Raw genomic sequence first — 15242 nt, forward strand, 5'->3', positions numbered from 1 at the left:
CGCGGGCAATAATGTGATCGACAGCGGCTTTTTGGCCGCTGCGATCCATTCGGGGGGGATGAGGTCGGGGCCATGGGGTCTTGCAGCTGCGCCCCCGCACAGCCGGGACAGCACTCCGTGACCGTTGGCCGTTCATCGTCTTCCTTTGCCCGCCGTTTCGCCGCACTGCTGTGCGCCCTGCTCCTGCTGCCCGGCCTGGCTGCCGCGCAGGACTGGAACTACCGGGTCCGCCCCGGCGATACCCTCTGGGACCTGGGTGGCCTGTACCTGAAGGCGGATGTGCCCTGGCAGCAGCTGCAGCAGCACAACCGCATCGACAACCCCTACCGCCTGCCGCCCGGCGCACTGCTGCGCTTCCCGGTCAGCTGGCTGCGGGTCGAACCGGCCCCGGCCCGGGTGCTCGCCGTGCGCGGTACCGTGCAGCTGGCCGCCGCCGATGGCAGCGCCACCCGTGCACTACGGGCCGGCGAACTGCTGCATATTGGCGATACCGTGCAGACCGTGGCCGACGCCAGCGTCACCCTCGAATTCGCCGATGCCTCGCGCCTGCAGTTGCGCGAGCATTCACGGCTGCGCCTGGACCAGCTGAGCCGCTATGGCCGCACCGGCATGGTCGATACCCGCATGCGCCTGCAGCAGGGCCGCGCCAGCAGCCGGGTCACTCCCGCACGCGGTCCCGCCTCGCGCTACATCATCGATGCCCCTGCCGCCACCAGCAGTGTGCGCGGCACGGTGTTCCGGGTCAGTGCCGGCGACGGCAGCCAGGTCGGCGCCACCGAAGTGCTGGAGGGCCGGGTCCAGGTCGGCAACCGTCATGGCCAACGCCTGGTCCGCCCTGGCCAGGCCAGCCGCAGTGCCAGCGCCGATGCGGCGCCCGATGCGGTGTCGATGCTGCTGCCCGCACCGCAGCTGCGCAGCGATGCCACCGCTCTGGCGCCACTGCCGGCGCGTCTGGCGTGGCAGCCGGTTGCCGGTGCTGACCATTACCGGATCGAGGTCGTGCAGGCGGCCACGCCGGAGATCCTGCTGTTCGCGGCCACCACCCGCGACACCTCGCTGATCATTGACGACCTGCCGCCCGGCGCGCTGCGCCTGCTGCTGCGCGCGGTGGATGCGCAGAGTGTGGAAGGCCTCGATGCCAGCGCCGATTTCCTGCTCAGCGACCAGCCGCCACCGCCCCTGACGGTCTCACCACTGCACGAGCAGACCATCAACAGCGACCGTCCGCGCTTCCGCTGGACCCAGGCACCCGGTGCCCGCAGCAGCGTGCTGCAGATCGCCGACGAACCGCGTTTCCTGGCGCCCCTGCAGCAGCAGGCCAGCACCGGCACCGACCTGCGCCTTGCCACGCCGCTGCCACCCGGCCAGTACTTCTGGCGCGTGGCATCGCGGGATGAACACGGCCACCAGGGCCCGTTCGGCCAGCCGCTGCCGCTGCAGCTCACCGACGACCCGGTCGACCCGGCGCTGCAGCCGCCCGAAGCCGCACATGGCGAGCTGACCCTGCGCTGGCAGGCCGGCAGCGAAGGCCAGCGCTATCGCGTGCAGGTGGACCGCCACGGTGACTTCTCCGCGCCGCTGGTGGATGAAACGCTGGCGCAGCCGCAGGTCAGCTTCAAACGGCCGTGGCGCGGCACCCTGCACGTGCGCGTGCAGTACATCGACGATGACGGTCACGCCGGCCCGTTCTCGCCGCCCCAGCAGGTCAAACTGCCCTGCCGGATGTGCTACGGCGCCGGTGGTGGCGCCCTGCTGCTGTGGTTGCTGCTGTGAGACGCTCACCGCTGCCCTGGTCGCGGCGCATCCTGCTGGCGCTGCTGGCCGGCATCGCCACGGCGGTGGTCAGCCACGGCCAGTGGCTGTGGCGGCAGGACGAAGCCGCCTACGATCTGATGGTGGGCGACTGGGACTACCGGCCTGATCCCAGCGTGCTGATCGTCGCCATCGATGAAGAGAGCCTGCAGCGCATCGGCCAGTGGCCCTGGCCGCGTTCGGTGCATGCGCGCCTGCTGGACCGGTTGACCGATGCCGGCGTCGAACGCGTGGCGCTGGACCTGATGCTGACCGAGCCGGACCGCCACGATGCGCGCGAGGATGCCGCGCTGGCCGCAGCCATCCGCCGCAATGGGCGTGTTGTGCTGCCGGTACTGGCCGCACCCGCCGCCGGCGACCGCCTGGCCGAGGAACTGCTGCCCATTCCGCTGATCGCTGCCAGTGCGGCGGCCATCGGCCACAGTGATGTGGACATCGATGGCGATGGCGTAACCCGCGGCGTCTACCTGCGCGCCGGCATCGGGCAAGCGCACTGGCCCGCGCTGGGGCTGGCCCTGGCCGGCCTCCCGGCCAACCGCGTGCACGGCCTGGCCGACCCCGACCCTACGCTCCACTCCCCTTATCAGTGGCGGCGCGACGATTACCTGCGCGTGCGCTTCACCGGCCCGCCCGATCACCTGCCGCAGGTGTCCTATGCCGATGTGCTGGACGGCTACGTGGACGCCTCGGTGCTGCGCGGCCGTCGCATCGTGGTCGGCATGACCGCCAGCGGCATCGCACCACGCCTGCTGACCCCGACCACGCGCCAGTACTGGATGAGTGGCAGCGAGTTCCAGGCCAGCATCACCTCGATGCTGCTGCAGGGCAAACAGATCCATGTCATGCCGCAGCCCGTGCAGAACGTGCTGTCCGGACTGCTGGCAGCGCTGTGCGTCATGCTGCTCGGCCTGCGCCTGCCCTGGCTGGTCGCGTTGTGTTCACTGCCGATGGCCCCGTTGCTGGGGTGGCTGCTGCTGCGCGTGGGCCACCTGTGGTGGGCGCCGGCCAGCGCCCTGCTGGGCGTGCTGCTGGTGCTGCTGGTATGGGCGGTCTGGCGCATCTCCGCCTGGCACCGTCAGGCCAACCGCGATGCTCTCACCGGGCTGGGCAACCGCCTGCGCTTTGAACACTCGCTGCAGGAGGCATGCGATACCGCGCGGCGCAGCGGCAAGCCGTTGAGCCTGGCGCTGATCGACGTGGACCACTTCAAGCACCACAACGACCGCCACGGCCATCAGGTCGGCGACGGCGTGCTGCGCGACGTGGCGCGGATGATCGCCGCACACGCACGCCGCCCGCGCGACATGGCGGCGCGCTACGGCGGCGACGAGTTCGCGCTGGTGTTGCCGGACACCGCTGCCGAAGGCGCACGCCAGGTGGTTGAAGACCTGATTGACTGCGTGCGCGCACTCCCTGCACCCGGCGATGGCAGCGGCGCGGGCATCACCCTCACCATTGGCGTCTACACCCGCGTGCCCGACGGCAACCTGCATCCCCACCACTTCGTCGAAGGCGCCGACGCCGCGCTGTACCGCGCCAAGGACAACGGCCGCGACGGCTACGCCATGGGCGGTGACCCGTAGCCTCGAGCCCGCTCGACGGCTGTTGCCCTGCCTTTCGTAGCGTCGAGCTTGCTCGACTGCTCTTCGCGCGATGCAGGAAAAACCCGTCGAGCAAGCTCGACGCTACAAAAGCGGCCAGCGGCACCAAGCGTGAGGATACTCACCCAGCCGCTGGGCCAAGCCAGCACGCACCGGATTTCCCATCACGTACATGACCTGACGGCGGACATCGCGCTCGTCCCGGATCCAGTGATCGTAGTAGCCGCGCTGCCATACCACCGTATCACTGCCCAGCGCCACGTTGATCGCAATCGCCGACCGCGATTTCAGTACCTGGACACAGCGCCCGAGCGAACACTCGCGCAACTGCATGACCCAATGAAAGTGGTCCGGCATGATCACCCAGGCAAAGGACCGGCTTGCCCCGCGCGCATCGCTGGCCTTGAGCTGTTCCATCAACGCGTCGGCGCATCCCGGGGCCGCAAGCAACGGGCGGCGACCTGCCACCACGCTGGTGATGACATAGACGTGGCCGGTGATCGAGACGCGGCCACGGAGAAGCGCAGGGCTGGGCATGTCCCAGCGTGAGGGATCCTGTGGCCGGTGGCTCCCGGGGAAACACGGAATCCGCCGTCGGTAGAGTCGAGCTTGCTCGACTGGTTTTTCCTGACACCGCGCGGAGAGCCGTCGAGCAAGCTCGATGCTACAAAGAGCAAATGCAAGCGCCGTCGGGCGCCCGGCCGGGGTTCAACATACGCATGCGAATGGTTAGACTCGGATTCTCGCCCCTGCGCCCCTTTCCGCATGAAAGCCAGCACCTTCCGCCTTGGCATCAACCTGTGGCCGCCGTTCCTGTTTACCGGCATCCACGTCACCCGCATCACGCCGGACTACCGGCAGATCGACGTGGAACTGCGCATGCGCCCCTGGAACCGCAATTACGTCGGCACCCATTTCGGCGGCAGCCTGTTTGCGATGACCGATCCGTTCTGGATGCTCGGCCTGCTGCATACCCTCGGCCGCGATTACTACGTGTGGGACCGCGCCGGCGCCATTGAATTCCTCAAGCCCGGGCGCGGCACAGTCCGCACCGCCTTCCATATCGATGAGGTCGTGCTGGATGAGCTGCGCGCGGCGGCAGCCAACGGCGAGAAAGTGCTGCGCTGGTTCAGCAACGATGTGGTCGATGCCTCCGGCGAGGTCGTTGCCCGCGTGCGCAAACAGGTCTATGTCCGCTTGAAGCCACAGGCGCGCGGCACCGCCTGACCTACAGCGGCACCGACAGCATCGAATCATCGCCCTTGGCGTACGCATCGCGCGCGCGCCGCGGCACCTGCAGGTGCCTGCGATCAGCCGACAGCACCGGGGTGCGGGTGGAGGATCGCCACTGTGCGGGCAACCGTTGCAAAGCCTGCTCCGGTGCATCCGCCTGCTGCCGCAGCCAGCGCTGCGCCCCCAGCAGCCGCAGCAGCGCGGCCACATCCTGGCTGCGTGCGGCGTAGTCCTGGTAGGCCGGCGCCGCGATGTCGCTCAGCGTGCATCCGATCATGTTGGACAGGCAGCCCATGTCCCAACCGCCGACGCGACTGGCTACCAGTGGCGTGTCAGCGGCCAGCCGGCGGTCATTGGCCGGGTCGCAGGCCCAGCCCATGTTCAGTGCCATGCGCCCCAGGGTGTGCTGCCGGTCCAGCATCAGCACGGTGCCGGTCTGCTGCAGCGAGGTCTCGATGGCACCCCTGCTCATCGCGAACTCGCCCTGCATGGCCCTGCACAGGCGCTGGTCGTCGGCCTGCATCGGCTGCAATGCACTTCCGCAGGCGCTTGGCAGCGCCTGGTCCGGTGGAAGCTCAGCCAGCATCTCCGCCAACAACTGCACATTTGTGCGCACCATCGCGGCGCCGATCATGCTGTCGATCAACGTATTGCCATTGCGCATCAACCGCCGGCCCAACTGCACCGAACGGCAGCTGCCTGCCAGCGCCGCCGGAACATTCCCTTCCACGAAGGCCAGCGCATGCTCGCCGCTGCCATCCAGCAGGGCCTGGTAGCGAGGCATCGGGAAGAACCCCGTGGCACCGTCGGGCTGGAACGGGCTGTCGAATCGCTCGGCATCGGCCAAGCGGTCCAGGCGCTCATGCAGCCCCGCATGTCCCGCATGGGCGGCGCGGAACTGCGGGATATCCGCACGGGCCTTGGCCAGGCAGCTTTCGCCCGTGGACCGGCAATAGCCGTGACTATCGACCTTCAGCGCCACGTGCGTGGCCGCCAGCGCCGAATCGGCCATGGTCGGCGCGGCACCGGCCTGCCAGTGCTGCGCATCCGCGGCCAGCGCAGCCTCGCGCTGGGCAGGGTCCAGGCCGTCGTAAGGCAGCGTCCACAGCAGCGCGAAACCATTTTTCCCCGGCAGCGGCCTTACGTCCTCCAGCCAGCGCACCTGTTCCCGCTGCGCGGCCGGCAGCGGCCAGAACCGCGACAGCGTCCACAGCAGCACCAGCAGTACCACCAGCCCCAGCAGGGCCCGCCCCAGACCACGCAGAATCCTCAACACAGCATCCCTTCCCTGTCGGCCACTCCGGCGCCATCGCCCAGCGTAATCCAGCGCCGTCGGCCGCTACAATGCGCACATGTCGCTCGAAGCCCCCGCCCTGGTCCCCCGCCCTTCCCTGCAGCGCCTGTTCCTCACCGGCCTGCTCACGCTGTTGCCGATCTGGTTGACCTGGGTCGTGGTGAAGTTCGTCTTCGTGCTGCTGTCGGGCATTTCCAGCCCGCTGGTCGTGCCGTTGTCCGAAGAAATCGCCACCAACTTCCCCCATTACCTTGGCTGGGTCCGTGCCGAATGGATCCAGGACACCATCGCCCTGCTGGCCACCCTGCTGGTCATTCTGGCGGTGGGGATGGCCAGCCGCCGCGTGGTCGGGCAGCGCCTGCTGCGCTGGGTCGGTGCCATCATCAAGCGCATTCCGCTGGCCAGCATCATCTACGACAGCGCAAAGAAGCTGCTGGACATGCTGCAGACCGAGCCGGGCAGCACCCAGCGCGTGGTCCTCATCGACTTCCCGCACCGTGACATGAAGTCGGTCGGCCTGGTCACCCGGGTCATCAAGGAACAGGGCACCGACCGCGAACTGGCGGCGGTGTATGTGCCGACCACGCCCAACCCGACCTCGGGTTATCTGGAAATCGTGCCGGTCGAACTACTCACCCCGACCGACTGGACGGTGGACCAGGCGATGAGCTTCATCATTTCCGGCGGCGCGGTGGCCCCGGCCAGCGTCCCCTTCACCCGCGCCGGCGAACGCCCGGAGTGAACGCCGCGCCGCACGACGCGCCGTACGCGCGGCCGCTGCAGGATCGTGCGGTCCTGCTGTTCATCATCCTGGCCACGTTCTTCTGCGGCAACGCGGTGCTGGCCGAACTGATCGGGGTGAAGATCTTCGCGCTGGAAGACACGCTGGGCATCGATGCCCTGAACTGGAACCTGTTCGGCCAGACCGGTTCGTTGAGCTTCACCGCCGGCACGCTGCTGTGGCCGGTGGTGTTCATCATGACCGACACCATCAATGAGTTCTTCGGCAAGCGCGGGGTGCGCTTCATCTCGTGGCTGGCCGTGGTGCTCATCGCCTATGGGTTCCTGTTTGCCTTCGCGGCCATCTCGCTGGCCCCGGCCAGCTGGTGGGTCACCTCGATGGATGCGCACGGCGTGCCGGATTACCAGGCCGCATTTGCGGCGGTGTTCGGCCAGGGCATGTGGACCATCGCCGGCTCGCTGGTCGCGTTTCTGGTGGGTCAGCTGATCGACGTCGCGGTGTTCCACCGTATCCGCCAGGCCACCGGCGAGCGCCACGTGTGGCTGCGTGCCACCGGTTCGACCGCCGTATCGCAGCTGGTGGACAGCTTCGTGGTCATCTGGATCGCCTTCGTGCTGGGCCCGCAGAAGTGGCCCACCTCGTTGTTCCTGGCCGTCAGCAGCGTCAACTATGTCTACAAGATGGGCTTTGCCATCGCACTGATCCCCCTGCTGTACCTGATGCGACGCGCCATCACCCGCTATCTGGGCGAAGCGCGCGCCGCACAACTGCGTGCTGCAGCGGCGGCTGACTGAAGCCCCAGCGACAGCAAGCTGACTGCGCCTTCACGCTGGCCGTACGCGCGCGGATCGTGCAAGCTCCACGGTCTGTGTTCCACGGAAGCTCCTGATGCCGTATTCCCCCCGCGTCCTGGCCGCCGCCATCGCTGCGTTGTTCCTGTTCAGTGCCGTACCGTCGGCCGAAGCAGCGAAGAAGAAGGCCAGCCGCCCCGCCGCCGCGCAGAGCCGCCAGGCCGCCAAACCCAAGGCCAAACCGCGTGCGGCCCCGCGTCGCGCCGCCCCGCGGCCCATCGCCCCGGCCCGCGCCGTGCCCAAGCAGGTACAGCTTGAGCGCCTGTACGACGAATACTGGGAAGCCTCCATGCGGTTGAACCCGCTGCAGGCCACGTTCCAGGGCGACGCCCGCTACAACGACCAGCTGCCCAACATCCTGTCGGCCGCATGGCGCCAGCAGTCGCACGATTTCACCACGCAATGGCTCGGCAAGGTCGAAAAGGTCGGCAGTGAGGGCCTGCAGGGCCAGGATCTGCTCAGCTACGAGATCTTCGTGCGCGATGCGCGCGCCTCGCTGGCCGCCGAGCGCTACCCGAGCTGGATGATGCCCATCAGCCAGTACTACAACATCGGCAGCATCATGGCGATCCTCGGCGCCGGCGCCGGCGCCCAGCCGTTCAACACGGTCAAGGATTACGACACCTGGTCGCGCCGCTCGCTGGGCATCCCCGATCTGTTCAACCAGGCCATCGACAACATGCGCCAGGGCATGAAGGCCGGCGTGGTGCAACCGCGCGACCTGATGGAAAAGGTGCTGCCGCAGCTGGATGCGGTGATCACCGCCACCGCCGAAGAGAGCATCTTCTGGTCCCCCATCAGGACCATGCCGAGCGATATCCCGGCGGAAGAAAAGGCGCGCATCAGCGCCGAGTACAAGCGCATGATCGAACTGCGCATCATGCCGTCCTACCGTGCCCTGCGCGGCTTCATCGCCACCGAGTACCTGCCGGCCACCCGCAGCAGCAGCGGCCTGGGCGCGCTGCCCGACGGACAGGGCTGGTACGCCAACCTGATCGTACAGACCACCGCCAGCGACCAGACGGCCGCCCAGCTGCATGCGCTGGGCGAACAGCGCGTGCAGGAGCTGAGCGCGCAGATCGCCACGGTCATGAAGGACAACAAACTGCGCGGTTCGCAGTCCAAGGTCCTGAAGAACATGCGCACGGACCGTCAGTTCCAGTACAGCGACCCCAACGCACTGATCAACCGCTACCGCCAGGTGCAGCAGCAGGTGGATGCACGCCTGCCGCAGGTGCTCGATACCCTGCCCAAGGATCACCTGGAAGTGCACGCGGTCGAACCGGACCGTGCACTGACCGCCGCCGCGGCCGCCTACCAGCCCGGCCAGCCGGGGCAAGCGGGCGTGCTCTACATCAACACCCGCGACCTGCCCAGCCGCAAGCGCTGGAACGTCCCCGTGCAGTATCTGCACGAAGGCATCCCGGGCCACCATGTGCAGCTGGGCCTGCAGCAGGAACTGGCAAAGCTGCCGCGCTTCCGCCGCCTCGGCGGCGACCTGGCCTTCGTCGAAGGCTGGGGCCTGTATGCCGAAACCCTGGGCGACGACCTGGGCGTCTACAGCGACCCCTACGACCGCATCGGCTACCTGTACTCTCGGCTGCTGCGCGCGGCGCGCGTGGTTGCCGATACCGGCGTGCATGCGCAGGGCTGGAGCAAGCAGCAGGCGGTGAGCTACCTGCAGAAGACCGCAGACATGAGCGAGGACGACGCCAGCGCGGAAGTGGAACGGATCATGGCCCAGCCGGGCCAGGCGCTCTCCAACGTGGCGGGCCTGAACCGCATCCTGGCCCTGCGCGACAAGGCCAAGGCCCGCCAGGGCGCGGCATTCGACCTGCGCCGCTTCCACGCCGAAGTGCTGAAGGACGGCTCGATGCCGCTGGATGTGCTCGAACGCAAGGTGGACCGTTGGCTCGAACAACCCGCCGCAGCGACGCCGGCAGCGGCAACGCCATGAACGGCGTAGCCACCGGCGGCCTGCTGGGCATCCACCATGCCGCCGTGATCTGCAGCGATTACGCACGTTCCAGGGATTTCTACGTACGCATCCTCGGCCTGCGCGTGCTGGCCGAGAACCACCGTGCCGCGCGTGACTCCTGGAAGCTCGATCTGGCACTGCCCGACGGTGGCCAGCTGGAACTGTTCTCGTTCCCCGCGCCGCCGCCGCGGCCCAGCCGCCCGGAGGCCCAGGGCCTGCGCCATCTGGCCTTCCGGGTCGCCGCGCTGGAACCGTTCATCCAGCGCCTGGCCGACGACGGCGTCGCCTGCGAACCGATCCGTGTGGACGAGTACACCGGCGCCCGCTTCACCTTCTTCGCCGACCCCGACGGCCTGCCGCTGGAGCTGTACGAATTCGTCTGACCCGGGGTCGGATCCCTTTCCACGGGAAAGGGCTCCGACCCCGTGCACGCAATCCCCAATGGGGTCAGAGCCCGTTGCGCAGCAACGGGCTCCGACCCCGTGCCGACCAACAGCCGCGTGAACCTGTCAGAGGCCACGGAATGCCGCTCTTGATCTGGAGGTTGCCGGCCAGCGGCCGGCACTACCGCAGGTGCACGCCCCCCTTCCCCATACCCCGCCGAATGGGTATACAGTCGCCCTGTACCGGCACCGTGCCGGAATGAACCCTGGGAGGGGACCATGCGCAAGACCTTAAAGACCCTGTTGCTGGCACTGCCGCTGTGCCTGGCCGCCCTGTCGGCCCAGGCCGCCGACAGCGCTGCCGGCCGCTGGAAGACCATCGACGACAAGACCGGCAAGGTGAAGTCGATCGTGGAAATCAGCCAGGCCGCCAACGGCACGCTGACCGGCAAAGTGGTCGAGATCCTGCACTCGGACAAGGGCCCGAACCCGGTCTGCGATGGCTGCGAAGGCGCCAACAAGAACAAGCCGGTCAAGGGCATGACCATCCTCTGGAACCTGAAGTCCGACGGCGGCAACAAGTGGTCCGGCGGCACCATCCTCGACCCGGCCAACGGCAAGACCTACAAATCGAAGATGGAACTGCAGACCGGCGGCACCAAGCTGGACGTGGCCGGCTGCATCGCCTTCATCTGCCGTACCCAGACCTGGGTGCGCGAGTAACCGCCCCGGCCCGCGCCGTATCCCCGTGACCCGGCCCCGGCCGGGTCACCTCGTTGCAGGCATGCGATAATCTGCGGTTCCCCTCGGCTGCACCCCGCGACCATGACCCGTACCGCGCTCGTCACCACCGCCCTGCCCTATGCCAACGGCCCCCTGCACCTGGGCCATCTGGTCGGCTACATCCAGGCTGACATCTGGGTGCGCGCGCGGCGAATGAGCGGCGGCAAGGCCTGGTTCGTCTGCGCCGACGACACCCACGGCACGCCCATCATGCTGGCCGCGGAAAAGGCCGGGGTCACCCCGGAAACCTTCATCGCCAACATCCAGGCCGGCCATGAGCGCGATTTCGCTGCCTTCGGCGTGGCCTTCGACCACTACGACTCGACCAATTCGGCGGCCAACAAGGCACTGACCGAGCAGTTCTACCTGAAGCTGGAAGCGGCCGGCCACATCAGCCGTCGCTCGGTGGCGCAGTTCTACGACCCGGCCAAGGGCATGTTCCTGCCCGACCGCTACATCAAGGGCATCTGCCCCAACTGTGGCAGCGCCGACCAGTACGGCGACAACTGCGAAGTCTGCGGCGCCACCTACAACCCGACCGACCTGAAGGATCCGAAGTCGGTGATTTCCGGTGCCACGCCGGAAATCCGCGATTCGGAACACTTCTTCTTCGAGGTCGGCCGTTTTGAAGGCTTCCTGCGCACCTGGCTGGCCGGCGATGTCGCCCTGCCCGGCGTGAAGGCCAAGCTGATGGAGTGGCTGGACGCCGAAGGCGGCCTGCGCGCCTGGGACATCTCGCGCGATGCACCGTATTTTGGTTTCGAGATTCCCGGCCAGCCGGGCAAGTACTTCTACGTCTGGCTGGATGCGCCCATCGGCTACCTGTCCAGCTTCCAGACCCTGTGCGGCAAGCTGGGCGAAGACTTTGAATCGCACCTGCGCGAAGGCACCAGCACCGAACTGCACCACTTCATCGGCAAGGACATCGTCAACTTCCACGGCCTGTTCTGGCCGGCGGTGCTGCACGGTACCGGCCACCGCGCGCCCACCCGCCTGCACGTCAACGGCTACCTGATGGTCGACGGCGCGAAGATGAGCAAGTCGCGCGGCACCTTCGTAATGGCGCGCACCTTCCTCGACGCCGGCCTGGAACCGGAAGCCCTGCGTTACTACTACGCGGCCAAGACCAGCGGCGGCGTGGACGATCTCGACCTGAACCTGGGCGACTTCGTGGCACGCGTGAATGCCGATCTGGTCGGCAAGTTCGTCAACCTGGCCAGCCGCTGCGCCGGCTTCATCAGCAAGCGCTTCGACGGCCTGCTGGCCGCGCAGCTGCCCGACGCAGCGCAGTACCAGCGTTTCGTCGATGGCCTGGCGCCGATCCGTGAAGCCTACGAGCGCAACGACCCGGCCGCCGCCATCCGCCTGACCATGACCCTGGCCGACGAAGCCAACCGCTACATTGACGAGGTCAAGCCGTGGGTCATCGCCAAGCAGGAAGGCGCCGATGCGCAGCTGCAGGCGGTGTGCAGCCAGGGTCTGAACCTGTTCCGCGTGCTGGTCACCGCACTGAAGCCGGTGCTGCCGGCCACCGCCGCCCAGGCCGAAGCCTTCCTGGCCGCGCCGGTAACCGACTGGACCGCACTGGCACAGCCGCTGCTGGCCCACCGCATCGCCGAGTACACCCCGCTGTTCACCCGTATCGACCCGAAGAAGATTGACGCCATGATCGACGCCTCCAAGGACACCCTGCAGCCGGCCGCCGCTGCCGCACCCGCCGCCAAGACCGACGCCGTGAAGCCGGCAGCCCCGGCCAAGGACGAGGCGAAGAGCGCCGACGCACCGGCCTACATCGGCATCGATGATTTCGCCAAGCTCGACCTGCGCATCGGCAAGGTGCTGGTTTGCGAATTCGTGGAAGGCTCGGACAAGCTGCTGCGCTTTGAACTGGATGCCGGTGATCTGGGCAAGCGCCAGATCTTCTCCGGCATCCGCGGCAGCTACGGCGAGCCGGAAACGCTGGTCGGCCGCAGCGTGGTGTTCATCGCCAACCTGGCCCCGCGCAAGATGCGCTTCGGCCTGAGCGAAGGCATGATCCTGTCGGCCGGTTTCGACGGTGGCGCGCTGGCCCTGCTGGATGCAGACAGCGGCGCGCAGCCGGGCATGCCGGTCCGCTGATGCCGTGCGGGCGCGCTCTGCAGCGCGCCCCTCCACGCAACGCCACGGAAGGCACCGCCATGGGAGAGAGCAGGATGGAATTGGCGCTGTTCGATTTCGACCACACCGTTACCACCTGTGACACCTACGGGCGCTTCCTGCGCCGCGTCGCCACGCCCGAGCAACTGGCGCGTGCGTGGTGGAAAGTGGGCCCCTGGCTGCTGGCCTACCGCCTGCGCATCATTTCGGCCGCGCGCATCCGTGCGCGCGTCACCCGCCTCACCTTCAGCGAACGCCACAGCGATGACATCGCCACGCTGGCGGCCGGTTTCGCGCGTGAGGTCCTGCCCGAGGTGGTGCGCCCGGAAATGCTGGAACAGATCCGCTGGCACAAGGAACAACAGCACACCGTGGTGATCGTGTCCGGTTCGCTGGATCTGTACCTGCGGCCCTGGTGCGAACAGCTGGGGCTGCAGTTGATCTGCAACCGGCTGGAAAGCCAGGATGGCCGCCTCACCGGGCGCTACGCGGGCGGCGACTGTGGTCCGCGCAAGGTCGAGCACATCCGTCGCCAGTTCGACCTGTCGCGTTACCTGCGCATCCACGCCTACGGCGACAGCTACGAAGACCGCCCGATGCTGGCCCTCGCCCACGAGCGCTGGTACCGCGGCAAACCCCTGAAGTAACCAACGCGCAGCCTTCGCCACGCATGAGCCTGATTCCACCCCTGACCGAACGCCTGGACCGCTTGCTGCCGCAGACCCAATGCGGGCAATGCGGCTATGACGGCTGCCGCCCGTATGCGCAGGCGATGGCACGTGGCGAAGCCGGCGTGGACCGCTGCCCACCCGGCGGCGATGCCGGTGCACGCGCACTGGCCCAGGTCCTCGGCGTGCCCGCCCTTCCGTTCGACCGCACGCGCGGCCAGCACAAAGCGCCGCAGGTGGCGGTGATCGTGGAAGCGGACTGCATCGGCTGCACCAAGTGCATCCAGGCCTGCCCGGTGGACGCCATCGTCGGCGGCGCCAAGTACATGCACACGGTCATTGCCGACCTCTGCACCGGCTGCGAGCTGTGCATCCCGCCGTGCCCGGTGGACTGCATCGACCTGGCACCGCGCTAACGGGGTCAGAGCGGACGTGTTGGGGTCAGATCCCTTTCCGCAGGAAAGGGCTCTGACCCTCGGCCGGACACTCGGCCAAAACCAAGTCGCAATCGACCCATTCGGCGCCATCACCCACGCTGCCAAACACGACACCTGTCGCACATCGCCCGCGTGTTGACGGGCCCTGCGCCAGCACGCGCAGGGCGGGCTGGGCAGCATGCAACAATTCTGAAATTGGCCTGCACAGGGTCGAAATACAACAAACCTCATTGGTAGTGCGCAGCATCGGGGCTACAGATGTCGTGCCACCGGAAGAAGGTAGCCGGGTGTCGAAAACCCGCGACGCAAACCGTTGTTGCACGTACCAGCCGGCGTCATGTTTCGTGGCGCCGGCTGGTATTCCGTCTGCCAACCATGGCGGGCGGAGCGTGGGGGCCTTCGGGTCCACCGGTTTCGGTTTGCGTCCCGGTTTTCGAGCCACGTTCCGCCCGCCACCTTTCCGTGGCGGCTACCGATTCCATTGAATGGAGCACTGTCATGAAACGTTCGGACATCCGCCGCCCCTTCGCCAGAACGGCCGGCGCAGAAAATGACGATGCGGCAGACGACATCGCCCGCGACCCCAACCGCTTGATCGCCCTGTTGCGCCAAATCGGTGCCGGTGCCGCCGCCGACGGCCTGCCGTGGCCCGACGGCGCACCGCCGCCCGGCCGGCGCTTCGCCATGGCCGATGCCGACTGCGCCCTGGCCGGCCTGCGCGTGGTACAGGAAATCATGCTCGCGGCCGAACGCACGCGGCAGAACGGCGACGCCGAGGAATATGTCGGCGACCGGGTGATGGAAGGCCTGATGCTGGCCTGCATCGGCCTGTGTGCGTATGCGGGCATGCAGATCAGCCCGCAGTAACGGCGTGGGGGTCAGATCCTTTTCCGCAGGAAATGGCTCCGACCCCGTTCTGATTACGGCACGGCCGCCGTGATCACGATCTCGACCTTCCACTCCGCGTGCGCCAGCTTCGCCTCGAACGTCGCACGCGCCGGGGTTGCACCCTCGACCACCCACTCATCCCAGGCCTTGTTCATGCCGTCGAAATCGGCAATGTCGGCCAGGAACACTTCCGCACGCAGCACGTGCTGGCGGTCGCTGGCCACCAGCGCCAGCAGCTTGTCGATCTCGGCCAGCACCTGCCGGGTCTGCCCGGTGATGTCCTGGCTGGTGTCTTCCGGAATCTGGCCGGACAGATAGGCAACCTTGTTGTGCACGGTCATCTCGGACATGCGCGGTCCGACGTCGTAACGCTCCATCATGGGCGTGGCTCCTGCAGGTGGACAGTCCTGCATTCTCACCCACCGGGGCCCCGAAG

15 protein-coding genes are annotated in these 15242 nt (G+C 67.6%); 12 read left to right on the forward strand and 3 right to left on the reverse strand.

All coding sequences use genetic code 11. The features are described from left to right. Nucleotides 1–72 precede the first annotated feature (72 nt). Nucleotides 73–1773: a FecR domain-containing protein gene (locus C1924_RS13995; protein WP_108765846.1), complete on the forward strand. Its 1701-nt coding sequence runs from the start codon at nt 73–75 to the stop codon at nt 1771–1773. Then, entirely contained in the window at nt 1770–3395 is a 1626-nt protein-coding gene (locus C1924_RS14000) for a CHASE2 domain-containing protein (RefSeq protein ID WP_108765847.1), read from the forward strand. The genes C1924_RS13995 and C1924_RS14000 overlap by 4 nt, the downstream gene beginning before the upstream one ends. Nucleotides 3396–3497: 102 nt before the next feature. Here the strand turns inward: C1924_RS14000 and C1924_RS14005 are convergent, their stop codons facing one another. After that, nucleotides 3498–3950 carry a transposase gene (locus C1924_RS14005; protein ID WP_108765848.1) on the reverse strand — a complete coding sequence of 151 codons (453 nt, stop codon included), beginning with the start codon at nt 3948–3950 and terminating at the stop codon, nt 3498–3500. A gap of 228 nt (nt 3951–4178) precedes the next feature. Here C1924_RS14005 and C1924_RS14010 point away from each other — a divergent pair, with 228 nt between their 5' ends. Further along, entirely contained in the window at nt 4179–4640 is a 462-nt protein-coding gene (locus C1924_RS14010) for a DUF4442 domain-containing protein (protein ID WP_108765849.1), read from the forward strand. A gap of 1 nt (nt 4641) precedes the next feature. Here the strand turns inward: C1924_RS14010 and C1924_RS14015 are convergent, their stop codons facing one another. Then, nucleotides 4642–5922 carry a hypothetical protein gene (locus C1924_RS14015; RefSeq protein ID WP_108765850.1) on the reverse strand — a complete coding sequence of 427 codons (1281 nt, stop codon included), beginning with the start codon at nt 5920–5922 and terminating at the stop codon, nt 4642–4644. Between the two features lie 76 nt (nt 5923–5998). On the opposite strand from C1924_RS14015, the gene C1924_RS14020 reads away from it, so the two are divergent. From C1924_RS14020 to C1924_RS14060, 9 genes are all read left to right on the forward strand, one after another. Further along, nucleotides 5999–6682 carry a DUF502 domain-containing protein gene (locus C1924_RS14020; RefSeq protein ID WP_108765851.1) on the forward strand — a complete coding sequence of 228 codons (684 nt, stop codon included), beginning with the start codon at nt 5999–6001 and terminating at the stop codon, nt 6680–6682. Beyond that, nucleotides 6679–7476 (forward strand): queuosine precursor transporter, encoded by a 798-nt coding sequence (locus tag C1924_RS14025; protein ID WP_108765852.1) that lies wholly within the window; start codon nt 6679–6681, stop codon nt 7474–7476. The genes C1924_RS14020 and C1924_RS14025 overlap by 4 nt, the downstream gene beginning before the upstream one ends. A 94-nt stretch (nt 7477–7570) precedes the next feature. Next, nucleotides 7571–9490: a DUF885 family protein gene (locus C1924_RS14030; RefSeq protein WP_108765853.1), complete on the forward strand. Its 1920-nt coding sequence runs from the start codon at nt 7571–7573 to the stop codon at nt 9488–9490. After that, the gene (locus tag C1924_RS14035; protein ID WP_108765854.1) at nt 9487–9894 is read left to right on the forward strand and encodes a VOC family protein; all 408 of its coding nucleotides are present in this window, start codon (nt 9487–9489) and stop codon (nt 9892–9894) included. Before C1924_RS14030 ends, C1924_RS14035 begins: the two co-directional genes overlap by 4 nt. A 279-nt stretch (nt 9895–10173) precedes the next feature. Then, nucleotides 10174–10617, forward strand: a complete 444-nt coding sequence (locus tag C1924_RS14040; RefSeq protein ID WP_108765855.1) for a DUF2147 domain-containing protein — start codon at nt 10174–10176, stop codon at nt 10615–10617. Nucleotides 10618–10719: 102 nt separating this feature from the next. Next, nucleotides 10720–12795 carry a methionine--tRNA ligase gene (metG, locus tag C1924_RS14045; RefSeq protein ID WP_108765856.1) on the forward strand — a complete coding sequence of 692 codons (2076 nt, stop codon included), beginning with the start codon at nt 10720–10722 and terminating at the stop codon, nt 12793–12795. A 74-nt stretch (nt 12796–12869) separates the two neighbouring features. Continuing rightward, nucleotides 12870–13460: an HAD family hydrolase gene (locus C1924_RS14050; protein WP_108765857.1), complete on the forward strand. Its 591-nt coding sequence runs from the start codon at nt 12870–12872 to the stop codon at nt 13458–13460. A 23-nt stretch (nt 13461–13483) separates the two neighbouring features. After that, nucleotides 13484–13897: an Rnf electron transport complex subunit RnfB gene (gene rnfB, locus C1924_RS14055; protein ID WP_108765858.1), complete on the forward strand. Its 414-nt coding sequence runs from the start codon at nt 13484–13486 to the stop codon at nt 13895–13897. Nucleotides 13898–14416: 519 nt separating this feature from the next. Next, nucleotides 14417–14785, forward strand: a complete 369-nt coding sequence (locus tag C1924_RS14060; RefSeq protein ID WP_108765859.1) for a hypothetical protein — start codon at nt 14417–14419, stop codon at nt 14783–14785. A 53-nt stretch (nt 14786–14838) separates the two neighbouring features. Here C1924_RS14060 and C1924_RS14065 read toward each other — a convergent pair whose 3' ends face one another. Further along, entirely contained in the window at nt 14839–15186 is a 348-nt protein-coding gene (locus C1924_RS14065) for a RidA family protein (protein WP_108750666.1), read from the reverse strand. Between the last annotated feature and the right edge of the window lie 56 nt (nt 15187–15242).

This window comes from Stenotrophomonas sp. ESTM1D_MKCIP4_1 (assembly GCF_003086895.1).
Taxonomy (GTDB): domain Bacteria; phylum Pseudomonadota; class Gammaproteobacteria; order Xanthomonadales; family Xanthomonadaceae; genus Stenotrophomonas.